Source organism: Streptomyces sp. CA-249302 (genome assembly GCF_050936785.1).
GTDB lineage: Bacteria > Actinomycetota > Actinomycetes > Streptomycetales > Streptomycetaceae > Streptomyces.
In genome coordinates this window covers 3,161,081-3,185,469 of record NZ_JBNJMG010000001.1, presented here as the reverse complement: position 1 = coordinate 3,185,469, position 24,389 = coordinate 3,161,081, and the positions used below count along the sequence as shown (strand labels likewise).

The following is a 24,389-nucleotide window of genomic DNA, read 5'->3' as shown; positions in this document are numbered from 1 at the left end:
AACCGGCGGCAAAGCGGCGGGAGGGGCCATCGACCAGATTCCCGGAAGGGCGGCGTGTGTCGGTGTTCGCCTGCAGGAGGGTGTCGTCGGCGAGGTGCTGGTCGAAGGTCTCGGTGCCGCTGCGTGCGGCTAGGGTCCGTGCTTGCTCTTCCCTTGCCGAGTGCGCGGAGCAGAACCTGGGGACATCGAAGCTGTCAAGGATGCCGCGGCGGGAATGCGATCACTTCGGTGTTGATAACCCACGTCGCGATGCCCTGGGCACTCAGGACGGCGCCGGGGTGGAGCATCCGCGTGGGCAGGAAGAGACTCGGTCAGCTCGGCCACAGATGCCACAAGCTGGGCAGATGAATTGGCCAGTGCGTTCTTCGGCCCAACACGGAGATGAGAGAACGGAGCCGCCGAAGCGGCGGTCAAGAACGGATTCCGAGGCGCCGATGGTGGCGAGGCCGTCCGGATCGAGCAGGGGGAAGGTGTGACCGCAGGCGAGGCAACGGCGGAGTTCCCACCGGGTGCTGCAGGAAGGGCAGAATACGGCGAACAGACCCTCATCACGGGCTTCGAGCGTAGGTCGACTTCCAGCGTCGGTTTTGGGGCACAGTGGGCACACTTCGAGGAGCGCCGTCTTCGCCGCCGCATCTTCAAGCGCCCCACGCAAGTCCTGCAGCCGCTGTGCGTCATGCCTCCCTGCTCGGCCACCGCCGGAGCGCGAGCGCGAACGATTCAACAGCCCAGGCAGCTGGTCGAGTTCGTTCGGCAGCGGAGCGCGTACAACAGCGACTCCGTCGGGGTGCAGTTCGAGCCAATCGCACTCCGAAAGGACTGAGCGTTCGGCTGCGGGCACAGACACTCTGTATGGATAACGGCGGGCATCGGCGCCCAGGGTCGCCCAGCTTATTGCGCGTACTAGGCGGCTGACGCTGAAGACGTCCAGCGGGGACAACGGGGCGACGCTGGCGCGTTGTTCCGGCGCATCACCGTCTCTGCGGCCAATGCGGTAGGAGGCACGGAGGACGTCCGGTTCGGCATCTTCCCGTGCCTGTAGCTGGCTTGGGTAGACGACGAGATCGTTCCCACATTCAGCAGGCGGTCGGTTCCGGAGGGCGTCGATGACCACGGCCCCGACCGAGGCAGCGTCGGGAGCCGTGCACAGGTCAGCGGTGATAGGCAGCACGCGCAGGGCCTGCTGTTCTCGCCAGTGGAGAGTGAAGTCGCCTGTCAGGGACCAGGTGATCGTCAACGGTGCTCCGCGCATCCGGAAGCGAGTGGAGCGGCCGCGGCCAGGAGCCGGTTGGTCGGCGACCGGAGTTGCCTGGAGAAGTCTGCAGGCGAGGAGCAGGAGGAGACCTGTGAAACGTTCGAAGGCGACGCCGACTTCCTGTCGGCGCCGGTCGGTCTCAGCCGCCCCGAGCTGCTGGACTTCAATGGTGGTGCACGCTTCCCATAGCGCGGCTACCCTCCGGTAGCTGGGATCGCTGCGGAACAGGTTGGTGGGATGCAGTTCGCGGGGTGGCGCGGCACGGTGGTCGACTGAGCGTGCCAGGGGTGAGCCCAGCATGATTTCCACAGAGGCGAGGGCAGATTCGAGCTCCCGCAGGCGGATTCCTGTTGCTGCTTGGTGCCTGCTGGAGTCTTCGACATTCCTCAGAAGCCGGGTCAGGTCCTGTCGGGCCCGCCACGTGCTCTCCGCAGAGTGCATCAGGAGCCCATGCACATCGCCGACCATCCTGCTCAGGTCGCTCAGTTTTGCGATCCGCTGCTGCAGATGCGACCGCATCACGCTGAGTACAGCGACAGCAACCCGGTTCTCGTAGATGTCGGCGTCTTCCTCGCTGCGCCGGGCCAGCAGTCGGGCAGGTCGGACGCCGGCGAGCGTGTGCGAAGCCCACTCCTCCGGGCGGGCGGCCAGCCGCGCCGCCGCGCCGGGGGCGATGGAGCGCACTCGGGAAGTTGGCAGGATCTCCTCCATCATGCGCAAACGTGTGTACGGCCGATTACAAACCGTACGCAGAGCACCGGAGTCGTGCTCGAAGGCAGCTTCCACCGGCAATGCCGTCGTCTCGTCGGAGACGTCGAGGATGATAGGTGGCATAGCCAGCCAGCTGTTGAGCGTCGTGTTCCCCTCGCTGAGATGGGTCGACAACGCGAGGAGATGGCGGACGAGCAAGGAATCGAGAGCCGGCTCCGCTGCTTCTTTGTTCATCGCCGACCACGCGAGCGGATCTCGTCATCCAGTAGTTGCTGCGTCGCGATGGGCTCGTAAGTGTCGTCGAACCCTCTCAGACTCTCCCCGAGGTCTGTGCGCAGTGTGTCGAGGGTGTCGGCGTGGATGTCGTACCGTCCTCGGACAGACCGCAGGATGCGGGTGGACAGGAGGTGGTCCAGAGCCTCACCGGCGCTGCCGCCTGCGGCGACCACGACGGGGGCGAACTCCTTGATCTGCAATTCCAGTCGGTTGCCCCAGCCGATACGCAATTCCTCAGCGAAGCGACGACGCCAGTTGTCGTCGAGGAAGTGAATGATGTCGGCGGCATGGACGCTGTAGTTGGCCCTCGCTTCGCTGAAGGCCTGGGTGAGACCTCGGTGGGCGACCGGCTCCGGAGGCGCGGTCGAGGTGTCTGGGAGATCTGGGTGCTGCCAGGGCAGTTCAAGGACGAAGGCTCGGTCGTAGGTCTTGTCAGCGAAGCCGACGGTCGTCTCGTCGTGGTTGGCGGTTCCGATGAACCAGACGTTATCCGGAACGGCGATGTGCGTTCCGTCGATCAGCAGTTGGGGAGGATTCTTGACGGGCGCCGTGGTCAGCGCCAGTCTGGGCCGGTCCTTGATGGACAGGGCCGAGAGCACTCCACTGAAGTACTGCTCAGTATGGGAGAGGTTCATCTCGTCGAGCACAATGAAGAACGGCCGATCCTTGAACGCTGGGCACTGTGCCTGGTACAAGGCCTTGGTGAATTCCGATTCGTAGAAGATCCGGTCGAAGCTGTTGTAGTACCCCATAAGATCCTGGGGATCCCGCCAGCCAGCCTGCACGGGGATGACAGCCACGCTGCTCGCGCTGCCGAAAGCGGTCGCCAGCGCACGTGCCAGTCCCGTCTTACCGATTCCGCTGATGCCCTGGAAGAGATGAAGTCGGCTCATGGCCATGCCCGCCAGGACAAGGCGCAAATCCGAATCACGATAAGAGAGGCCAGCCTTTTGCTGTATGACCGCTTGCATCTGCTCCATGAGTGCGGGCAGTTCCGGAGCCTTCGGAACGGACGGCAGGGGTGTGCCGAAGTCGTGATCCATGCGTGAGCAGGCCGGGAAGGCGTGGCCTTCCTTGCCAGCTTGGGCAGTGGCGTTGAGCTTGGCGGCTTCCTCATTTAGCAGTTGCCGAAGCTGGCTGTTGGCGGCGTTTAGCCAGTTGTTGGCTTCCAGGTAGTTCTGACGTTCGTTGACAGCGATGCGGTCGCGTTGCAGAGCGGATTCCAGTTCGCCTCGTTCCCTCACCAGCTCTTCGTTGTCGGCGGCCAGCTGCATCACCTGCTGTTGCAGTTGTTCGAGCATGCGGGCATCGGCCCGTGGCGCGGTGGCGTTCTCCTCTGTCAGACGGGCATTCTCGGAACGAAGCTCGGCCAAGCGCTCGACGACCTGCTCCAGGGTCAGACCACCGAGAGAGGCCAGCGCTGTCTCGTACTCAGTGAGGCAGGCACTGAGACGTTCGTTGCTGGCAGTAAGAGCCGCCACCCGGCGTCGGCCCTCTTCCATCTGCTCCATCAGCTGGCCGGTGCGGTCTGCCACCTCACGCTCGAACCGTTCGGCACGGCCTGACTGTTGCTCCTTTAGCGCGGTCCTGAGGTGAGCAACGTCCTCACGTTCCTCGTCCAGCCGGACTTGCTTGGATCGCAGGTCCCTCTCCCGCTGGGCAAGTTCACTCTCCCGTTGGTCCAGGGCAGCCTGGGCGTCAGCAAGGCGACGCTGCGCTTCACTCCACCTGGTCTGCCAGGCCTGGCGATCCGTGTCGAGGGCTTCGACGGCCTCCCGGCGCCGGTCTGCCAGCCAGGATTCCAGTTCCTGGCCCGCCTCCATACGAAGTTCGGCCAATCGGGCTTCGGCCGTACGCTCCCGATAAGAGAGCTCGCTCTCCTTGCGGTCGAGCAGAGTGGTTCGGGTTTCGAGCGTCTCCTGCTGCTCTTGGAGGGCTGCAGCTTGCTGAGCCTGTCGGGTGAAAGCCGCATCGAGCTCCAACCGCTCGGCACGGAGCTGTTCACCCTGCGCTGTCAGCGCGTCCGTGGCTTCTGTCTGGCGCTTGGCGAGCGCACGGTAGAGCTGCCAGGCATGCTCGAGTCCGGAGCCTCCGCTGTCAGAATCCTCACCGGCGGCGTTGACCAACTGAGCCTCGGAGGCCACCTGTTTGATTTCCTCAAGCAGCGCCGCCGTGCCGTCCGGCGCTACCGGAGGCCCCTCGAAGACCGCTGTCGCGGCTTGGCGGGCCCGGGTGGTCGTGGGACGCCGAGACGCCTGCGGCTGGCCCGGCCACACGGGTCCCTTCCCCTTACCGCGGCCCCGCGTCTGCTTTCTCCCCATGGCGTGGTTCACCCTCTTGCTGTCGATCGGCCACCGCTCAGTCCGAGCAAGTGGCGGGCTGCTTCGTAGGTGAGATTTCGGATGCGTTCCAAATCGTCGGGGGACGGAGCGTCAGTTGGTCCGTGCGTCGCGTTGTTGCGCAAGATTCGTGACCGATCGAGGTCCTCCAGAAGCGTGGGACGCTGCCGGATGAAAGAATTGAGGGGGTGCTGCTTGTTTTCTCCGGCTGCCCACACAGCCCTGATGATGTCCCCGGCCAAACTGGTATTTGGCTTGGCGCAGTTCTTTTGCATTTCCGGAGGCACTGAGGAGGCCCCGAGCCGGTAGGCAGTCAGTACGAATGCGCGCTCTCGTACGCCTGGCACACCTGACGTCGTCAGCTGCGCGGGGAACCTTTCGTTGAGCTCTGGAAGTATGCACTCAAAGACGCGCACTGCGTTGCGAGCCGCGTTCTCACGTTCCCGCGCAGTGTCCTTGACAAGGGCCAGCTCGAGGTCCGCGAGATGGGTGAAGACCTCGGGGTGTTCACGTATTTCTTCGCCCAGAATCCGCACGACGTCGGCGCGGGCGTCCTCAGCGAGCTCCCGGTCGACTTTGCGGGCGGTGGCGGTCCGATCGCGGCGGTCGCGACCGAGTAGGTCGTTGATCAGCCGACTCAACTCGTCATCTCGCTCGGCGCGGCTGGCCAGCAGGTCGGCGAAGACCCGCCCGTCGCCCACGGCGAACGGGTCGTGGACCGTCCACATGCGTCCAGATCCGTCATCGCCCTTGGCGGCATAGCAGACCAGATAGGCAGGATTGGGATCGCCATGGAATCCGATTCTGCGGGCTGCCACGGAAGCGTGGTCGGCGTTGCGGGACGTGCCGCGAAGGCCACGAGCCGCCATGTCATGACCTCTGCAGGCTTCGAGCACAGCGCGTTCTGACGGGCGCATCGAAGAGCCGTTGCCATGCAACGCCAGTGCACTCACTTCCCGGGAGGCGCCGGCTGTGCCGAACTGGATGGTGACCCGGCGTACGCGGTGCTCCCGCACGTCGGCGCGCACGGGGTCGGCGACCAGGATGCGTGGGAGCAGTGCCCCGCTGGCCGGGTCCTGGAAGACGCGCAAGAGCTGGGGTTCGGTTTCCTTTACCTCTCCCTGGGCCACTGTCTGCCGTCCTGCCTCGGTCAGCGTGAGGCCAGGCTTCATCAGCCGGCCCTCCACCAGCCGGGCGACCACGGTGCGGCACAGGGTGGTGCCGAGTCCGATCAGCCGGGACAGGTCGCCGATATCGCGGATTCCGGCGGCGCACAGGCGCAACACCACTGTCTGGAAGACATCAAGGGTCCGGGAGTAGCCGGTTGGTGCCGTCACTTGGTAGACCCATACCGGCAGGAGGACGGGCCGATAGTGTCCGTGGGGCGGGAAGGCGAGCTGAAATATGGGCGTCCTACGGTCGAATGACACGGCCATCCACCCCCTTCTGGCACAGGGCGAGGAAAGCGGTCAGGGGTTTGACCTCGGAGGGCGAATCAGGGCCGAACATGTCGTCGTCGCCGACCACGACAAGCAGCCGCTGCTGACGACTCATCGCCACACACAGTCGGTTGGCGACGGTCAGGTGCCCATAGGCGCGCTTGGTGTCAGTCCGAGCGGCCGGAGCGCAGCTGCGTACCGTGGACAAGTAGGTGACAGAGAACTCCATTCCTTGGAAGGCGTCGACGGTACCTACCCGCAACCGGTCCAGCGGCGCGCCGTCCTCGTCCCGGCAGAGCCGGGGCACGGGGCGCCATCCATCTGCCTCAGTGAACTCGGCGAGCCCGACCTTCTTCAGTTCCTTCCAGATCTCGGTGACCTGCGCGGCGTAGAAAGAGATGACCCCAAAGGTCAGCTGTCGGTGGCGTTCGATCAGGGCAGCGATCTCCGCTGCGATGGCAATGGCTTCAGCGTTACGGGCCCGACTGGTACCGCGTGAAATCTCGCCCCCGGACGACAGTGGTACGGGCAGCCACGCCGCAGGAACCTCCCCGTACCGGTCGATTCCGTGCGCGAACTCGGCCGCTTCACGGCCGTTGCGCAACTTCCTGTCGTAGAAGTTGTCACTGACGAAGCTGCCGAGCACCGGATGCATCCGGAACTGGGTGTCGAGGCGGACGAACCGAGAGTGTCCATCCGGCGAGCCGTGCTCCCACTGTCTGGCCAAGCGCTGGAACAGGCTCTCCTGCAACCGGTCGCGAACGTCATCGCCCAGCGAACCCAGTTCCCGTTCTACATCGGGTTCCAGCATGTGGGGAAGCTGTTCATGGTCGCCGACCAGAACAATCCTGCGGCGGGCCTGGGCGAGTGGGATGAGTAGGTCGAGAGGGTTTGCCCGCGCCGCTTCATCGACGATGACCGACTCGAACACGCCATCTTGACCACCTGCGTCCGCCATGGCCTTGGACACCGCCTGCTGGCACGTGGAAGCGAGCGAAATGGTATAGGCACGCAGGGTGTCGTCGACTCCCTCAGGGTCGCTGCGCAGATCGTCCCGATACTCGAGCAGCGCTGCTGCTACGGCATCGGGAGATCGGGTGACCGCCTCCGCGAGCTGTGCAGCCAGGCGGTCGAGGAGGCCCACGATCTCGGGGTCGGCGATGGTGACTTCCGGCACTCGGATCCGCGCGGTGAGATTATCCAGCAGCGTGTCGCGTAACTCGGCCAGCAACTCCAGCAGTTCTGGCAGGGACGTGGTACTCCGGATCGCCGCCTGCAGAGGCTCGCGGTACGAGACGCCCTCAAGCAGTGGGCTGTCGATGAGGTCGAGCCGGGTTAGCAGCGCGCGGGCCGTTTGGGGTCCATCGTCTTCGAAGCCCGTCGTTGTGCAGCGCAGGGACCTTACGTACGGCAGCAGGTCTGAGCGGGTCTCAGGGTCGGCGGCGGCTCGGTGCCGGTGCCTTTCGGCTCTGTTTTTCTGCGTACGTAGTTCCTCGACCAGTGACGGTTCGGCGATGTCGCCAAGCTCGGCCAGCACTTGGTTGAGGAATTGAGACAGAAACTCGGGCGGGACCGGTGCTGCTCGATACGTGGCGGCGAACTCCGCGGCGGCGCGTTGAGCGGCAAGATGTCGGCCTACGGGCCGCTCACGAAGCCGTAGATCGGCAGATCGAGCTGCCTCAATGCGCCAAGTGTCCAACGCGACCGTACTGCCCCGGCCGCGGGAATCCACCTTCAGGGGAGGCAGGCCAAAGACCCAGCCCCGACTGACCAGATGGTCGACTGCTGCGTGTTGGAAACTCGTCAGCAGAGTGGTTCCGGCGACGTTCCCGCCCTCGGCGAGATCACCCAGCTGGTTCACCAGGGCGGCGATTACCTGAGTCTTGCCGGTGCCCGGAGGCCCTTGAATGATTGCCACATCAGGCGTGTTGAGGGCAGTGAGCACGGCTTCCCGCTGAGCGGGTGTAGGCCCGTGCGGAGCGAAGCAGTCGACTGCTGAGCGGGAGAGCTTCGTGATCCGCCGTTGCGCTGGCTGCGGCCAGGAGCCACCCTCCAACAACGTCGGCAACGCGGGAATGTGCGTCCCGTCCGTGCGTAGCTTCTGCATCGCATTCTCGCGCCGGTCCAGTCGGCGCTGGTCACCGCGGTGTGCCAGGTAGAGCCAGCCCACGGGCGGCGGATCCTTCTGATAGTTGAAGGTCCCGGCAAGGCGCAGAGTCTCGGTGACGCTGTCGTATCCGACCGGTTCACCGATCCAAGCCCGCCCCTTCTGGGCGCGGGAGGCAACCAGCCATTCCCGATCCGTCATCACGGCATCGGTTGCGGAGGTCGGCACCTCCGTTGCTGCCTCGATCTCCAGCCTCTCTGTCGTTGCGGCGTTCTCCAACGAGGCTCGGGTGCGGGGCAACGCGCGGCTCAGGTCCACGGTGAAGGCGCAGCGGCCGTCAGACTCGACCTTGACTGCGGTGTAGCGGATGGTCCCGAAGTCTCGGATACGTCCCCGAATATGGCGGGCCTCCAGTTCCTGGTACCTGTCCCACATGGCCAGGTAGCCGTTCTGGTTGGCCACCAAGTCGAGCCCCTGCTGGATTCTCTCCCGGTCGCGCTGTCTGGCGGTCATGTCGCGGAACTCAATGGCGCCGACCGCCAGGGCCTTCTGGCCAACGCCGCGGTCATGGACTGCGCTGAGCAGACGGATGATGCGGTAGCCCGCGCTGTGCTTTTCGACGTCGGCCATGAGACCGGGCCCGTGTACCCGGAAGCCGGCCTCAAAACCTCCCGCCAGTCCTGCCGAGACCACCATGCGCCAGGTGGCGCCCGAACCTCCTGGGCGGGGAGCGAGGAGAAGTTCGCGGGTCAAGAATGCCATGACGGCTGCGGCATTGGCGGCGTCGTCTCGGCCCGCGTACTTCACAGCGTCTTCCAGTACGGCATCGCTGATGTCGAGTTGCAGCCCCGAGCTAAGTGGTACGGCGAGCCCCATTGCCGGTGCGTAGATGTGAGCCCGCACGGTGAAGGGCTCGTCGGTTGCTGGCGCAGATGAACTCGCCCTGCCCGCGCGGGGCCGCTGTTGTGTGCTCGCGACGGGCGGTCGCGGCACGACCTCATGAGCAGTCACTGCTACGCAGTTGGCTCCGGCGGACCGCACTTGGTCAAGCTTGCGTTGGTCCTCGGCGCTTGCTGGTCGGACACCGTATGTGGCGGAGGCGGTGACCAAGTCGAGCTGACCGGTGGGCCGATGATAAAGGCGGATCTCCGTGCCGCGGGAGAGCTTTTGGTCGGGAAGTCCCTGTAGCACGCGGTGCCAGAGGAGCGACACGAAGATCGGTTCACCCGGCATGCGGGCCGGCATCGATGCTGCCTTGGAGTGGACACTCACCTACCTGGCCTCCAAAGCCGTCAGACGTACCCAGCGGTGGATGGCGTCTCGCTCTCCGAAGTGCAGCGTCCAGGGGCGGCCGTCGACTGGAGCGGTTGCCTGGCCTCCCAGGGCTATCTCCCGCCAGGGGCGCCCATCCTGGTGGTCGAGCCAGAGGCTGTTGCGCGAGAGGTTCAGTACGGTGGCATCCTGCCCGTCGAGTCGCACTTGAGCGATCACGGCGTCGGGCTGGTCGGGAGCAGGAGAGGCGTGACGTGCGGTGAGCATTGTCTCGGCGTAGGGGCGCAGCACGGTGAAATCCGGCAAAGGCACTTCGGTTAGTCGGACGTCCGGTATGTCGTCGCCGGTCTCCGATCGGCCTTCCGGCTCAGCACCTACCGGCCCGGTCAGTCCATGGCGCAGTACCCAGGCCCGGTCTCGGGGGCGTCGGCACAAGAGGCATGAGGTTGCGGCCGCGCGGTAGGTCCAGCGGCACTCTGGGCACCGAACCGTTTGTACTGCCGCGGAGTGCAGTGCTGCGGCCCACTGGGCGGCGGACGGGCGGACGAGAGGGTCGGCCACAGCGTCGACGAAGCACTGGGAAGCCAGTTCCCACAGCCGACTCGACAGCAATTCTTGCCGAGGCGTGATACCAACGGTGCACTCGTTGCTGCGGTCGGTGGGGTGATCGATCCACGGCAGGCGGAAGCGGTCGGCGTATTCCTGCTGATAGTAGGGATCGGCGTCCAGTACCTCGTCACCACGGAATGGATGGCTCGCTGTCAGAGTTTCGAAGACCAGCACACCAAGCGCATGGGCGTCTGCCAGGGTGGTTGCGCCACTGGAGCCCGCAACAATCTCCGGAGCCCCGTATCCCGGGGTGTGCACCGGAGCAGAATCGACTGCGGAGATGAGACCGAGGTTGTCCACGTCGATGAGCCTGATCTCCTGCTGCTCAGGAGCGGCGGATACAAGGACGTTCGATGGAGACAGGTCTTGGTACACGATGGCTCGGGCGTGCAGGCGGGCGATGGCGTCTGCGAGTTTGGCCAGCAGACGCAGTCGGCGTTCCAGTCCGCCGGTACGCAGGTACCAGGCCGCTAAATCTTTCTCATCGGAGACGCAGAGCGTGTCCAACGGCACCATCTCGTCCGCGAGTTCCATGACGTAGCCAAGCTTGGGAGGGGCAAGCAAGGCCAGTACGCCGGCCAGTGGGACATCGTCCAGCGGAAGTCGCTGGATACGCCGCAGCCGAGCGTGTACGGTCTCGGCCGCTTCCTGAGTCGGAACCGTGATCATCTTGATGGCGGTGCGTCCCCCTCGGGCCAGCCATACCTCGCCCTGGCCACCGGCCCCGATGGAATGAGACAGCGACCACAGTTGGTGATACTCGTCCTCGACTGGCCGCAGCAGCCCGCCGAGGTCCCAGCGCGATGTCACCGGCTTTCCTCTCGCTGCGCGATTCTGCTGGCTCAGGCGCCGAAGTCGGACAGGTCCTCGGGGTTCAACACTGGTGCCCGGTCTGGGCGGGTGCTCTGGGCGCGTTGAGTGACAGTGACCGTCACCCAACGGAAGTACTGCTGGATCCGACTGACATCCTGCGCCTCGAATACGCCGCTGGCCTCATCGCTGACGAACCGTCGCAGCACAGCCTTCGCCTGCTCGGTCATGCCGGGCCCGCCGATAGCGACCGCAAGTCGGGTGGCCTTTGAACCCTTTGGGGAGTCGAGCAAACGGTCGAGTGCTTCTTCCCAGTCGTCAGTGGGTTTCCCGTCGGATACGAGAATGAGGGTGGGGGAGAACGCACGGGGCGGGACAGTTGCCTCGTCACGCAGCAGTTCGTCGGCGAGCGCGAGAGCGGCGCCCAGCGGGGTGCCGCCCCGGGCTTGCATGTCGGTCCACGAAGCTTTGGCTGCAGGAACCAGCTCCTGGTGCAGAACGGCGCCATCCTGGCTGAAGGCGATTACTCCGACGTGAATGACGCCCCGCCCAACGTCGGCCGTTGCGAAGTCGCTGAGCATGCGGCGGATGCACTCGTTGAGTACATCGATCTTCTCCTGGGGTTCCCCCATACTTCCGCTCACGTCCGCCAGCACAACGACTGGTAGTGGACGTGCCTTCGCAGCCATGAACCGCGGCGCGGTACTCACGACGCCCCCCAATGTTCTCGACCAAGGTGACCGCTCCAGACCGGCATCCCGGTCGCGGCCAGGCCGTTCTTGGCGCTGAGGCACACAAGGTACTACGAATCGCGTCTGACGGTGCCTCACACCGCAAGCTTGGTGAACATTGCCAGTGTCTGGAAGATGGCCCAACGGAACGATGCCGCCATGAAGAACACGCATGCAATGGGCCCCTAGGGTTCGGGCATGGCCAGTGCCGTGCATCCGCCGCCCGCACGGGGGCTTCTTGTGCGCGGCTGTCCGCAAAAGGGCAGCCGCGATGAGCGACACCTACGTACCGGAGCCTCGGAGCCTGAGCCGATCGACGTGATCTCAGTCATCCAGGTCACCGACTTCCGCAACAGCAACGGCGACTTCGAGCACCGGATCCCGCCGGTGAGTGCGACGGAGAAGGCCGAGGACGTCAACGGCGCCGCCAGCGCCGCGCATGCTTGTTCGCGTCGGCGGTGACTCAACCTTCAAGTAGCCCGCGGACTGCAACCCCACCTGTTCCGCGAAGAGTTCGGTACGTGGATCCAAGTTGCGAGGAGTCGGGAGAGTGGTCCAGCCAAGGGCACGTACGTCCAGGTATATATGCGTAGGAGGGCGAATCTTCGCTGTATTGCCGCACTCTCCAATGGGCGTCTATAGCCTGTGTGGATGCCTGCCCTCCAACCGGCTCATCGCGGCTACGAGTACCAGGACCTGCTCTGCGCGATGCGGCTGGTCGACCTTACGCTCGGGACGCTGTCCGTCGTGCGGGTCGATGAGAAACTGGTGCCCGACGATCGATTCGACGACCTGACGGTAACGACGGCGAGCGGTCGGCACGAACGTACTCAGTTCAAGCACACGGATAGTGATGACAAGCAACTAACGTGCCAGACGTTTACCAACGATAGGCGAGGTCTTCGTCTGGACAGGCTTGTCGCAGCTGCTACTGCATACCGTGACGGCCCAGGCTCCGGAGTTGAGTGCCTGTTCCGCGTGATCCTCCGTGACGTGCGGCCGGTGGAGGAACTGCTCACAGAGGTCCTGGTGCCCGCCACTCCTGATCCTGGGCCATTCGTCGCGGGCATGCCCACGCTGCGCCTTCGTTTTGATGTCGATCGTCTGTGGCCGCTGATTCAAGGCGGTGGAACGGCTGCGCGCTCGCCATTCGACTTCCTGCGCTCCGGGCCGAGGGCGGTGGACCGGTCGGATCTCGTATGGCTGTGTGAACGACTGTTCGTCGAGGTGGAGGCTCCGAGCTCAAGCGGAAGCCTGGTGGCCCCCGATGCCGCAGAGCAGATCCTGCTGACGAGAGTGCGTGCTGAGGTTGGTGCGGGTTCTTACCCGAACGCCGGCAGATCCGCCGCGGACGTCGCGGAGGCATTTACGGGCTACGCGCGGCAGGCTCGTCAGGGCCGCGTGGCGCCTTCCGCTGGGGAACTGCTGCGCCGTGCGAAACTCCGACAGGACTTCGGTGCAGTCGACCGGGTCGACCCGGTCGACCATGCGATCGAGGTAAGACGTCCCTCGACCCTGGCGCAGATCGAAGACGCCGCTGGTCAGGCAGCCCAGCATGGTGTGCCGTTGTTGCTGACAGGGCCCCCGGGACAGGGAAAGTCGTGGTTGACTGCCCAGCTGATCAAGACGCTGGAGGCATCCGGCTGGCTCGTGGCGGAACATTTCTGCTATCTGAACGACACGACCGATCAGCGTGATGAACGGGTCAATGCGGAGTGTGTTTTCGGTAGTCTCCTTGGGCGACTAGCGGACCTGGATGGGGCATTAGTCTCGGACTTGAGGCCCAGGTTCGCAGCGGATGAAGCCGCGCTGATCGGTACTGTCGCGCAAGCTGTTCTTTCCCGTCCGGACCGGCCAGTGGCGTTGATCGTCGACGGCCTCGACCATGTCGCGCGCGTCGCTCCGGCGCGCCCAGGGGCCGATCCATCCGCAGCGCTAGCCGCAGACCTTGCTGCGATGGAGCTGCCAACCGGGTGCGTCTTGATCGTGCTGAGCCAGCCGGGCGTTCACCTCGAACCTCTGCGGAAAGGCGAGGCAAAGGAACTATCAATCCCCGGCATGAGCGATCCAGAACTGCACGAACTCGTCGACCGCTTCGGACTGGTCGAAGCCGCGGAAGCGTCCAAGGAATTGACCGACGAGATGATAAATGGTGACTTCATTGCAGCCCTGAGAGACCGATCTCGGCGTAATGCGCTGTATGCGACGTACCTCTGCCGCGAAGTGTTACGGCGTCCCGCAGGCCAGGCAGATCTCGTCGGCTTGTTGCGTTCTCTACCTGAGTTTGACGGCACACTGGAGAACTACTACGCCCATCTCATGGTGAGGTTGGGGCTTGGCTCCGTCGTTGCTGAGGTTGTGGGTCTACTCGATTTTCCGGTCACCAGGACTGAACTGGCTGAGATGAGGCCGGACCTGGCCCATTGGCTCGATGAGGCCCTTGCGACACTCGCCCCTGTACTAGCGGAACGGGCCACTCAGGGCGGCTTGCGTGTCTACCACGAATCCTTCGCACGCTTTCTGCGGCGTCGAATGGATCAGCAGCCGGGCGCGCTGGCCGCGAATCTGAGCTTCATCATCGACTGGCTCCTAAAGCGGGGTTTCTTCCGTGATGAGAGAGCATTTCGGCATCTGCTGCCAGCTCTCGCGGCGGCCGGTCGGCACCGAGAGGCACTCGACCTGGTAAACATTAATTTCGCCGCAGATGCGGTCACTGCAGGACATCCGGCCTCTGCCATTTCCGTCAACCTCGCTCTTGCCAGTGGCAGCGCCGCGCACCTCCGTGATGTGCCGGCGCTGGCGAGATGTGTGGAGCTGGCCCGCGCAGCCGAGTCATTCGAGTACGAGCGCTTGGACTCCGTCCTACTCGAACATGTCGACGTGCCACTGAAGTTGCTTGGAGAGCAGCAATTTGTCAGCCGTCTCCTGTTTGACGGTAAGCCGTCCCTGCCAGCGAGGGCGGGATTGCAGCTTTGCAGCGCCCTAGACACGGCCGGTGTAGCGCCACCGTGGCCGGAATATATCGCCGCGTATGCGGCCTGGGAGAGTAGCGATAACACATCCTACGGACCCGAATCTGACATGGCTGTCGGGCTAGCCTGGCTGCGTGGCCAACTCCGGCGGTTCACAGGTGATTTGAGCGATGATGATGGACGCGCCAGGATCGCCGAATACCTCAATGACAGCGAGCTGCCGGTTGATGAAATCATTCCGATTGTCGCGGACGTATTCGGCATCGAAGAGACCTCACACCTGATCGATCTGCTCAATGTCCCCGGACACGCGGCTCTCGCTCTGGCCGAAGTCGCCAATTTGGATTCGGGGTCGGTGGAAGACGGCCTTATTGCACAACTTGTGGACAGCGCCTCGCACCAGTACCCGTTCGGTCGCGCCCACCGACTCATCGCGCTTGGTGCCGAAGCGCAGAGCCTGGGGCCATCCAAGAACGCTGACTTGAGAGTCCAACTGATCGAAGCAACCCGCTCTGTGACCAGCGATCAGGCGGTACACATTGACGGCGCGGTGCCTATGTGGCTGGACCTGTGCGTTCTTGCGGCTCATCGAGATGGTGCGATCCTCGCGACGGTCGAGGGCATGCTGGCCGGTGAGGGGTGGTATCGGTGCTGGCTTCGATTCACGCTGGCGCTGGCTCAGGCGGAAGCAGCCCCAGCCAGCGAGTGTGCCGGCCAGGCGCTTGGAGCGCTCGACCTGCTCACCGGCGACCTACGCCCCTTCAAAGGCACACCTCGGGCGTGCGATCTGTATCCGATCCATCCCCAGATCGGCGAGACCCTGCGTCGCGTGGTCGCCCTGCTCGGTGACGAGCAGTGGCCAACGGCACTTTCGATTCTCGCGAGTGTTGCCGATGGTCTGGGGCTGTCCTTGCGAGGTATGGATGCTGGCCCTCTAACCCAGGATGCCCTGCTCGCCATCGCGATTCATGAGACCACCGCACCGGCACGCAGACCAGCTACCCAGGCGCTCGTTGACAAGGCGCTGGCAGAAGGAGGGCGAGGTCGGTACTACTCGGCATCGGCTGAATACCGACTTAAGGCTGCGCGCCTGGCCATTGCCTTCGGGGATTTCGACGAGGCGCAAGAGCACTGGCATGCGGCTTGCCGACTGATGACAGCATACGGTTGGCGAAAGGACGCGACCGTCTACGACATTCTCGACCCCTTGTCAGACCTAGTTGTCGCGGATCGAAACCGCGCCCGCGTCCGTCTGGCGCGAGCACAGGCGACCTGCGAGCGAGTGGCCCTCCACACGGATGGCAGAGGAACCCGGAAGGCTTGGGCTCAATGGTGGACTGTCCTGGCCAAGGCCGATCCTGCTGCCCTGGTGGATCTCACCGTGCCGGCGCTTCTGCGTCGATGTGGAAAGGCCTACGACCTCTACAGCCAGACTATCGAGGACGTGTGGCGGGTCTGGCAACACACAGCCACCCCGGTCGTCGCGGCCCTACTCCGCCTAGCGCTGCCCGCCGCCCTGTATGACGAAGACGTCGACCTGGTCAAACGTGTGGCGGCGATGGCTGACGGGTCAGGGGCAGATCTGCCCGGCAAACTGCTGAATCTTCTGCTGGCCCGCGCCGACGAGCGCAGTCTGAGGGAGTCGGACACCGACGATGAGGAGGCCCACCAGACTACCAATCGCATCGAAGTGCTCAACACGATTGCGGCACAGGTGAACGCACCGCAGGTTGCCATCGGTCCGGTCCTTCCCCCGCGTGGAGCCTCAAGGCAGTTGCCACAACCACCCAAGTTCAACAACTGGGTTCGTACTTCGTTGCCCGAGGGTCCGGCAGGTATTGCCCGCGCGGTCAGGGTTTGGCGGCGACGGCCCCACGAGAGTGCGGATTCTGCCTGGGACGTGGACCGCTTTGCCAACGCCATTGGCTACCGTCTCGTGGAGCTCGCCGACGCAGGTGACGAACCGAGTGCCGTCGTGGCCCTCCACGCTCTCGCGACTTCACCAAGCCTCATGGAGAGTGACGGCCTACTCGCGTCTGTAGGGCATGGACTCGAACGGCTCGGTTACCCTCGCCTTGCTGCAGTGGCGCTCGCCCTGGCCTGGACACATGCCCGCGGTCAGGGCGGCTGGATGAATTTCGGCGGGCAGACCGAACTCGACTCCCTTCATCGTGCGACCAACTTGGCTCCAGACATAGCGCTTGCGACCGTCACCTCCGAAATCGCCAGAGTGGTCGCTGGCGGGCGTGGCACCACATACGGAGTGACTCAAGCCCTCATCTTCGCCCTCACTGACGGGGCCCTTGTCGCAGGACCCGCGCCGCTCGACACTGCCTTTGCTGCTTGGGACCAGGCACACGCAGTGATCGCGGCTAGGACACCCCGCATGGCAGACGACGACGACCCCGATGACCCCTACACGCCCGAGGCAGCTGTGCCCGAAGGCGAGGCGCCTGCCGACATTGACCTTGTTTTCGCCAAGGCAATCATTGGAGCGCTCGCCCATCCCGGTCAGGAGAGTCGCCGCCGCGCGCTCCTAGGCTTCACGATCCTGCTCGACATTGACCTAGATGTGGCTGCGTCCGCTCTGGGCGCGACCCTGCCTAGCCTGACGGAGCCTGCTGTCCTTTCTTGGCTGCTCACTATTGTTGACGACGCAGGCGAACCCGCGCGTCGTGCCATCGCGCGCGCCTGCCACGACACCCTCGACACCTTGGCCCGCGGTCCTCACCTGACCGTACGAGCCTTGGCGGCTCAATTGCTGGGAGAGCAGGCCCCTGAACCCCCGATGACCGCACCAGACAATTCGCTGCTTCACGGAGGTGACGAGCTGTGGCTGCCCGACTTTGATGAGATCCCGGTCAGTGACGCAGCTCGGATGGTCGCGATGCTGGCCGGAGAACGACTTAGTTCCGCTGAGCAAATGCTTCCGCTCCTCGGACAAGCCGTCACGGCACGCTTTGAGCGTGCCTTGGCTGAACCTTGTGCCGCCGAGGCCATCGATCATGAGCATCAGGAGCTCTCCGACAGAATGCACAGGCGCTGGGCCGATGCCTTCACCGGGCGGCCGAGCCTGCTCGAAGACATACTCCAGCGAACAGCGGCAGGTGGGCGTGCGAGCCTGGTTGCCTCTGGTGTGCCGCCTACAGATCCCGCCGCATGGGAATACGCTCTCGCACGCCTTCTGGTTAACGACCCCGCACTGCCACTAGCGATCGAGGCGACACGCCACCCCCGGATTAGTGTGCCGCCGCCCCCAGGGCCAGGCGATCCGGCCTGGTCCCAGATGCAGCCCGAGTGGCAACCGCGACCGGCCCAGAGAGTCAGGGCTGACCTTCTCATCACATCACTCATTGCGCCGCTGGCACGTTGCACCGTCCTGGAGACGGGTCGGTTCCAGGGTTGGCGGATAATTGCGGTGTCAGAGGAGCACACCTTTGACGCACCACGCTCGGCGCGTCATCCGCTGCGGGTTGCCACTCGAGCCCAGGCCGTGGAGTTGCGACTGCCTGACGACCAGGCGGGCCTTGATAGCCAGCCTTTCGCCGTCGGCCACGTTTCCGACTGGTTCCATGCGGCACCACCTCAGCCCGCTGCTCAGGTCCCTCGCCGCAGTGGACCGCTCATTGCAATTGACGTAGAGGGAGTCGGCAACGGTTTCGACGATGCTCGCCTCGGATTGGGCGTCCACCAGCCACTGCTAGCCCCGACCTTACTTCTCAGATCGGCCCTGGAACTACGCGCTGACGAGCATTTCGTCCTCCACGATGACCGCGGCCCTGCCCTCGCTTTGATCACTTGGCGTAGCCACTACGAGACCGGCGCGTACCACTTGCCGTGGCCACGCCGGCTCGGCTCAGCCCTCGCAGTGAGCCCGTCGGCATTCGACCGGCTTCTGAGCTGGGGGAGGGATGCCTGTCAATGCGCGAGGTCATGGAAGGTAGCCGCACGTTTGCCGAGCTTGACTAGGGGCCCAGGGGTATCACCTTCTCTACTCGAACCTGCGGCCAAGCGCATAGAAGGCGCCTGCTCTGTCACTCTCGCAAGCGTGGCGACCTGCACGTTCGAATGTCGCTGAATATCAGCAAGCTCCTGTGGACCGTATAAAGGACTTGCACGGGCCCGTGTGATCGATGGTGACCGCAGTTGTCGGTCTGCGGGGGCAACCGGTCGGGAAGCGCGTGATGTCAGGACACATCTGACGCCAGCGCAGCAAGTGTTGCCCAATTCCGCAGCGCGCCTGCTGGTCTGTCGATGAGTGAGAACGCGGCTCCAAACACGGTGACCGTGACCTCCTCGATGGCGAGGGGTGGGTGGGCGTAGGTATCCCAGGTTTCGGAGAATTTGGCGTGCCGGGAGAGTGCTTGCACGGTTTTCGGGTCGTGCTTGCCGGACCCGCCGAGCGTGGTGGTGTAGAAGTGCTTGAGGTCGTGGAAACGGGTTCTGTCCGGAAGCCCGGCTTGCTTCACCGTCCTTCGCCATTTCTGATGGAAGTCGCTGATCAGTACGGGTCGGCCATAACGGTTCGTGACGATCAGGTCCTCGTCCGGTGGCTCGACGTAGCCGCGTGCCCGACGGCGGCGCTCGGCGCCTGGTGAGACGGGTTCCGGCTCCGAGAAACGTGACACGTGGTGTAGCAGCCGCTCGATGAGGAAGTGATCCACTGGCAAGGTGGCGTAGCTGGCCTTGGTCTTGAGGCGTACGGCCTTACCGCGCTGCCGTTGTTCTTCGATGTGAAGCAGGTCGTGGTTCCAGGCCACCTGGCTTCGCTTCAGCCCGAAGGCCTCGCCCTGGCGTAGTCCGGCGCAGGCTCCGAGCCAGATCAGGACCTCGTAGCGCGGCGCGACCTTCCGCATTGCCGCCGCGACCGCGGCGACCTGCCCAGGAGACAGTGCGACCTTGACGCGTGGTGTGACGTCAGGGAGGTCGATCCTCGCCACGATGTTGGCAGGTAGCGAGACGTCCTCGTCCAGCATGTAGTGCACGAGGATGCGCCAGGTCTTGAAGATCTGGACGACGGTGCAGGCAGAGTCGAGGCCCTCCTTGTCGAGGAGGAAGTCGACGAAGGCCATGGAATCGGGTCGGCGCAGGCTGCTTGCACGGCGGTGGCCGGCGAAGGGCAGGATGTGGTTGCGGAGATGGCTTTCGTAGGTGTCGCAGGTATTGGTGTTCTTCTTCCGCTTGCGTCTCCTTTCCACCATCTCGGTTGCGAAGTATTCAACCGGCAGGCTGCCCGGATTACTGTCGCGCGACGTCTGCCCTTCGATCTCCGTGAGCACCTCGTCCAGGTAGCTGCGGGCTTGCTGCCAGGTGGCAAAGGTCGGCCGTTTCTCCTTTCCTGCGGAGTCGGTGTACCGGGCCTGCCAGCGATGGCCTCGGCCGTGGTCCGCAGATGGGTACAGAGGTTGCTGTGGCGTGCTGCACCGGCACGGGGTGTCACCGCGTTCTGGTTTTGGATATCTCTTGTGCCAGCGATCGAACGGATCGATTGGCTTGCTCATCTGCCCCGTCCACGAAACTGAGCTTGCTGGACCTGTCGCCGACCCTTTGCACTGGCTAGGCGGTGGGCGCGACGACGTTGTTGCTGCCCGCCACGGCGATGCTGTCCGTTACGACGAGTAGTTATGCACAGCTGTTCATGGTGCACGCAAAGGTGTGACGGTCGAGTCGCCGTGTGTCAGCACGTGAACCGTCACCGGACCCGCGACTCCTGTCCCTGGGTATGCAAATCCGTCGCCTCAGAGAGGAGCGGGGATACAGCCTGGAAAAACTCGCAGAGCGCAGCGGGCTGAGCTTTCGCGGCCTCATCTATATCGAGCACGGACAGCGCAGCCCCAGCGTGCTGACGCTCTTGGATATCGCTGCAGGGCTCGATGTGGAGCCGGGGGAACTCGTCAATCACATCGCTCAGGAAGAATCCGGTAAATCTGCCCATAATGGTTCGAGCTGACAATCCGAGGATCGTGATTTCGTCAGACGTGTGGGGTCGTGGCCTGTGCTTGCCATCTGGCGGTTCGTTCTGAGGCCCGCGCGTGTGGTGTGCAGGCGCCCGTCGAGGCGCCCGGCCCTTGACGTACTGCCGCGCGGTGCTCCAAGAGTCACTGATGGGCGCCGGGGTGAGCACGGAGCGCGGGTGTAAAGACCACTGCCGTGTGCTCAGTCACCGCGCGCAGCCAGCTTCGGGGGGCCGTTGCGCAGTGTCCGCCGGCCCCAGAAGCTGTCCTAGCTGGACATACCTCGGACCGCAGGGGAGCTGCCTTGGAAGAAAAAGAAGAAAGGGGCAGTGGCCGCAGAACGGCGAGTGCCCCTTTAAGTCTGCTGCCAATGTAGCACGGACTTTGCTAGATGAGCAGGGCGCAGTGTGGTGATCGGCTAGGGTGCTGCGATGGCATCGCCCCCTGCTTCGGAGCCCTACGCCCGGCACGTGTTAGCCCGGATGGCGGACTACTTTACTGACGAAGGCACGCCATGGGCGCGTCGGCTGTGGGACATAGGATCCGTGCTGGCTCTGGAAGAACTGTGGGAGGCGGGCTACTGGCAGGCCCACGGGGTGCTCTCACAGACTGCCTGTGACTGGCAACGTAATGAGCTCAACGCCTTGATCGGTCCCGATCGAGGCCTTGGCGACAGGGAGCTGCGCAAGGAGCTCACTGAGCTGCTGAAAAAGCCGCTGCCGGATCCGAGTCCCACCCGCCGCCGACTCAAGGAGATCATCGGCCACGTGCGGGCCGGCTACCTGGAACGCTGGGCAGCCGCCGTAAATGTTCCCGTCGAGGAGCGCGTCAAGCCGGAGCGCTACTCCCGCACTGTCGCCTCTCACCTCCTGGACCTGGGATATAGCGCCAGCCACCTGAAGGCATGGGCGAACGATCTCTATCAGGCCCGCGCAACCACGGCAGACATCGCAGACAGCGCCGCAGAACTCGCCAGGACCCCGGCCAGCATGTTCGAGGTGCTGGTGGTGCTGGAGAAGGTGCCCCGGCGGGAGCTGGCAGAGCCGCTGGAGAACTGGATGGGCAAAGGCAAGGTCGTGAGCTGGCTGCGCGAGCACGGCCACGACACATCGGGTGTCCGCCCCGGAGGCGGGTTCACTTACCAGGTCCAGGCCCGCGACCCCTTCAGCGCCGCCGAGCAGGCACGGCAGCTGGTGGAGCGCATGACCGCACGCGCCCAGTTCCTGCGCAGGGACCGGGGCGGTGTAGAGCCTCTCCCGTACATCTGGGTCGCAGGCCACGCAAGGCCTGTCCCGCTCGAACCCCCGGCTCGGGGCGCGGATGTCCTGACCCTGGTCAACGAGGGACACCTCTACCGAATCACAAGCCAGCGCAGCCGGATCGACGATGCACTGGAACTCGCGGCCGCGGTCAACCGTGGTCCGATGGCTCCGGCTGTCGCCGGGGCTTGGGCTGCTGTGGAATCGCTGCTTTCGCATCCGGACGATCCCAAGGAGAACGAGCGTTCGGGCAAAGCGGTGGCAGCCGACCGGATGGCGGCCATCATCGCCTGCTCCTGGCCCCGGGCTGAGCTCACCGCCCTCGCACACCGACACAAGCCCCGGGAAGCAGATGACCTCACCCAGGCAATCGCGGCCTGCACGACGAATCAGGAACGCGCCAGGCTGGTCGCCGAGGCATTGCGCACCAAAGGAGCCGGGGCACTGGACTTCACCCGGACGCCCACCAAATACTCCGACAACCCCGCTGCCCAGCGCATGGCCGACCTGGTTCAAGACCCCCGACCAGTTCTGAACGACGTCGCGGGAGCCTTTCGGATCGCGCTGCGGCGCTTGTACCGGACCCGGAACATCATCCTGCACGGCGGTGCCACCCAGGGCGTGGCGCTAGAGGCGTCGCTTCGCACAGCCGCGCCGCTCGTAGGCGCAGGCCTGGACCGCATCGTGCACGCCGCGTACGCCGAGGACCTCCCCCCTCTAGACCTTGCGGCCCGGGCCGAGGTCGCCCTCCAGCTCGTCAACGGCGAAACCAGACTCTCCGTAGTCGATCTGCTGGAACCTGTCTGAACGTACTGGCCGTCGGCGGTCACGCTCATGACCTGAGTAGGCCCGACAGTGAGAGAATTGGCCGTCGATGCTGAGGTATTCGTCAGCTGCTTAAGCCGACTCCCTCGCGAGCCGATCCCGGCACAGGTGCGACGGCCGCTCTGCGGAGAGCGGCCGTCGCGTATGGCTATCGCCTCTGCTCGAAAAGGACGAGGAAGGGGGAGACGTACCCCGAGGCCTCCAGCGGGGTGGTGTGCCCCATGATGATCAGCAGGACTCCGGCCAGCAGCGCGCTGCTGTACATGTAGAGGATCGCCGGATCGGTTCCGTGGTTGCCTTCGGCAGTGGTGCCGCTATCGGACATACTGGAGAAGCTCCTGTTCAATGCTGGACATGGGTGCGGTTACTCACAGCGCCTAGGAACCCTGTGAGACCGGGAGGACGGTCGGGATGGCGTCGCATGCCTGTGCGGTGTCATTCCGACCGTCAGTCATGGGTCGATACGAAACCTCCGTCTTCGCGTGGCCATACGACCTCGATGCACAGGGACGCACAGAGATCGAGCAGGTCCTCTCGCGGCTGTGAGGGAAGGAGTACCGCGAGGGTGGGCGTGGGGTTGAAGAATCGCCGGAAGTCCAGCAGCTTCCCGATCGCCTCACGGACGGCGGTCCGGGTTGCGCTCGCCTTCGCCTCGATCAGCCGGTTCTCGGTGGAGTCGAGGAGATCCACCCGGTAAGACGTCGTCTCGCCGGCGAGTGTCAGCTGAGCTTGGGTGAGGCTGCGCCCCGATGCCCGCAGATACGCGGCGTAGCGTTCCACCAGCTGCGCTTCGGTGTTCGCACGCGACGGCCGGATCTCTGAGGTGTGCCTGGCTTGGTATGTCGGCTGCACTTCGACGATGCGCACCGTCGTCGCCGGTGTCCGGGTGAGCTGTGGCCCGCCGTCGGCGATCGCGCCGACGGGCCGAAGGCGAAAGATGATCACGTTGCGGTTTTTGCCGTCCTCGTCCGGGGCGTCTGCGGAGTAGTACGGCGTCTCGTCGTCCAGGCGGAAGCGTCCCAAGTGGCGATACAGCGGAGCCTCACCGGTGTGCCGGTTCGGGAGCCGGTGGAAGACATGCAGCGTGCGGTTGTCTTCTTTGTGGCGCAAGAGGGAGCGGTTTCCCTGCGTCATTATCTGGTTGCCGCGGGCGCCCTGTCCCATGAAGTGGAAGGTCCCGTCGTCGCCCCACCCGGTGTAGTTCGAGGCAGGCGAACTGTCCATGGTGAAGAGCATGACCATCCGCGACGCAGAGGAGGGAGCGATGCCTCCCTGCGGGGTCCCGCCGAAACGCCGGTGCAGTTCGCGCCGCGTCAGTTCCTCGCCCACTACCAGCTCTGCATCGGTCATGCCCTCACCTCCTAGCGCAGAGGGTAACCAAACCAGGTTGGTATTCGACCCTGGTTTGCACAGCAGGAAGCTCACAGGAGGCCCATTCCATTCAATTATTTATGGATTAATGTGGATGAAAGGTTCACTTGTGCGCTCCGTCTAGTTATCGATTTGTTATTAGTCGTGACGGTCGGCTGGCTTCGCGTCGTCGCGTGGACCCGGTGGGGGCGTGTGGTTGCGCTCGGGCGGACGGGTTCGATAGGGCCAGTGGCTGATTAATGGGCGTGGACTACCGATCGAACAACGTGATCATGACATTCCCGAGAAGTGATGTAGGCCTCAACTCATGTGGTCTGTCCTGTATTCAGTGCACCGATAGCCTCGATGGGGCACACGCCGCTGTTGGCCGGCACCCTGCCGTATCGGGCCGGGGAGGCCTAGCGACAGGGCTGCTGGCGAAGGCCACGGCCGGGGGGGGGAGACCTGTGGGAGTCGCCG

The 24,389-nt window shown here is 64.4% G+C and carries 13 protein-coding genes; 4 read left to right on the top strand and 9 right to left on the bottom strand.

The features are described from left to right. Positions 1–262 precede the first annotated feature (262 nt). The 6 genes from ACQEWB_RS14310 to ACQEWB_RS14285 all read right to left on the bottom strand — a co-directional run bounded on the left by ACQEWB_RS14310 (position 263) and on the right by ACQEWB_RS14285 (position 11,507). Positions 263–2,200 (bottom strand): DUF2357 domain-containing protein, encoded by a 1,938-nt coding sequence (locus ACQEWB_RS14310; protein ID WP_432830783.1) that lies wholly within the window; start codon positions 2,198–2,200, stop codon positions 263–265. Then, positions 2,197–4,386 carry a hypothetical protein gene (locus ACQEWB_RS14305; protein WP_432830781.1) on the bottom strand — a complete coding sequence of 730 codons (2,190 nt, stop codon included), beginning with the start codon at positions 4,384–4,386 and terminating at the stop codon, positions 2,197–2,199. The genes ACQEWB_RS14310 and ACQEWB_RS14305 overlap by 4 nt, the downstream gene beginning before the upstream one ends. Before the next feature lie 185 nt (positions 4,387–4,571). Then, entirely contained in the window at positions 4,572–5,918 is a 1,347-nt protein-coding gene (locus ACQEWB_RS14300; RefSeq protein ID WP_432830779.1) for a hypothetical protein, read from the bottom strand. Between the two features lie 76 nt (positions 5,919–5,994). Next, the gene (locus ACQEWB_RS14295) at positions 5,995–9,003 is read right to left on the bottom strand and encodes a DEAD/DEAH box helicase (RefSeq protein WP_432830777.1); all 3,009 of its coding nucleotides are present in this window, start codon (positions 9,001–9,003) and stop codon (positions 5,995–5,997) included. A 396-nt stretch (positions 9,004–9,399) separates the two neighbouring features. Then, positions 9,400–10,818 carry a protein kinase domain-containing protein gene (locus ACQEWB_RS14290; protein WP_432830775.1) on the bottom strand — a complete coding sequence of 473 codons (1,419 nt, stop codon included), beginning with the start codon at positions 10,816–10,818 and terminating at the stop codon, positions 9,400–9,402. A 32-nt stretch (positions 10,819–10,850) separates the two neighbouring features. After that, entirely contained in the window at positions 10,851–11,507 is a 657-nt protein-coding gene (locus ACQEWB_RS14285) for a vWA domain-containing protein (protein WP_432830773.1), read from the bottom strand. A 240-nt stretch (positions 11,508–11,747) separates the two neighbouring features. Between ACQEWB_RS14285 and ACQEWB_RS14280 the strand changes: the two genes are divergently transcribed. Together ACQEWB_RS14280 and ACQEWB_RS14275 are read left to right on the top strand one after the other, a co-directional pair. Then, positions 11,748–12,011, top strand: a complete 264-nt coding sequence (locus ACQEWB_RS14280; RefSeq protein ID WP_432830771.1) for a hypothetical protein — start codon at positions 11,748–11,750, stop codon at positions 12,009–12,011. Positions 12,012–12,200: 189 nt separating this feature from the next. Further along, positions 12,201–18,599 carry an AAA family ATPase gene (locus tag ACQEWB_RS14275; RefSeq protein ID WP_432830769.1) on the top strand — a complete coding sequence of 2,133 codons (6,399 nt, stop codon included), beginning with the start codon at positions 12,201–12,203 and terminating at the stop codon, positions 18,597–18,599. Between the two features lie 109 nt (positions 18,600–18,708). Here the strand turns inward: ACQEWB_RS14275 and ACQEWB_RS14270 are convergent, their stop codons facing one another. Further along, positions 18,709–20,022 carry a tyrosine-type recombinase/integrase gene (locus tag ACQEWB_RS14270; protein ID WP_432830767.1) on the bottom strand — a complete coding sequence of 438 codons (1,314 nt, stop codon included), beginning with the start codon at positions 20,020–20,022 and terminating at the stop codon, positions 18,709–18,711. 221 nt (positions 20,023–20,243) lie between these two features. Here ACQEWB_RS14270 and ACQEWB_RS14265 point away from each other — a divergent pair, with 221 nt between their 5' ends. Then, a complete protein-coding gene (locus ACQEWB_RS14265) occupies positions 20,244–20,471 on the top strand; it encodes a helix-turn-helix domain-containing protein (protein WP_432830765.1) in 228 nt (75 codons plus the stop codon). Positions 20,472–20,906: 435 nt separating this feature from the next. Further along, the gene (locus ACQEWB_RS14260; protein WP_432830763.1) at positions 20,907–22,541 is read left to right on the top strand and encodes a hypothetical protein; all 1,635 of its coding nucleotides are present in this window, start codon (positions 20,907–20,909) and stop codon (positions 22,539–22,541) included. 166 nt (positions 22,542–22,707) lie between these two features. On the opposite strand, the gene ACQEWB_RS14255 is transcribed toward ACQEWB_RS14260, so the two are convergent. Together ACQEWB_RS14255 and ACQEWB_RS14250 are read right to left on the bottom strand one after the other, a co-directional pair. Further along, positions 22,708–22,884 carry a hypothetical protein gene (locus ACQEWB_RS14255; RefSeq protein ID WP_232646723.1) on the bottom strand — a complete coding sequence of 59 codons (177 nt, stop codon included), beginning with the start codon at positions 22,882–22,884 and terminating at the stop codon, positions 22,708–22,710. 122 nt (positions 22,885–23,006) lie between these two features. Continuing rightward, positions 23,007–23,909 (bottom strand): restriction endonuclease, encoded by a 903-nt coding sequence (locus tag ACQEWB_RS14250; protein WP_432830761.1) that lies wholly within the window; start codon positions 23,907–23,909, stop codon positions 23,007–23,009. Between the last annotated feature and the right edge of the window lie 480 nt (positions 23,910–24,389).

Coding starts and splice junctions, on each gene's coding strand:
- ACQEWB_RS14310 (WP_432830783.1), bottom strand. CDS start 2,200: ATGAACAAAGAAGCAGCGGAGCCGGCTCTCGATTCCTTGCTCGTCCGC.
- ACQEWB_RS14295 (WP_432830777.1), bottom strand. CDS start 9,003: ATGGGGCTCGCCGTACCACTTAGCTCGGGGCTGCAACTCGACATCAGC.
- ACQEWB_RS14285 (WP_432830773.1), bottom strand. CDS start 11,507: ATGGCTGCGAAGGCACGTCCACTACCAGTCGTTGTGCTGGCGGACGTG.
- ACQEWB_RS14280 (WP_432830771.1), top strand. CDS start 11,748: ATGGCCAGTGCCGTGCATCCGCCGCCCGCACGGGGGCTTCTTGTGCGC.
- ACQEWB_RS14275 (WP_432830769.1), top strand. CDS start 12,201: ATGCCTGCCCTCCAACCGGCTCATCGCGGCTACGAGTACCAGGACCTG.
- ACQEWB_RS14270 (WP_432830767.1), bottom strand. CDS start 20,022: ATGAGCAAGCCAATCGATCCGTTCGATCGCTGGCACAAGAGATATCCA.
- ACQEWB_RS14265 (WP_432830765.1), top strand. CDS start 20,244: ATGCAAATCCGTCGCCTCAGAGAGGAGCGGGGATACAGCCTGGAAAAA.
- ACQEWB_RS14260 (WP_432830763.1), top strand. CDS start 20,907: ATGGCATCGCCCCCTGCTTCGGAGCCCTACGCCCGGCACGTGTTAGCC.
- ACQEWB_RS14255 (WP_232646723.1), bottom strand. CDS start 22,884: ATGTCCGATAGCGGCACCACTGCCGAAGGCAACCACGGAACCGATCCG.
- ACQEWB_RS14250 (WP_432830761.1), bottom strand. CDS start 23,909: ATGACCGATGCAGAGCTGGTAGTGGGCGAGGAACTGACGCGGCGCGAA.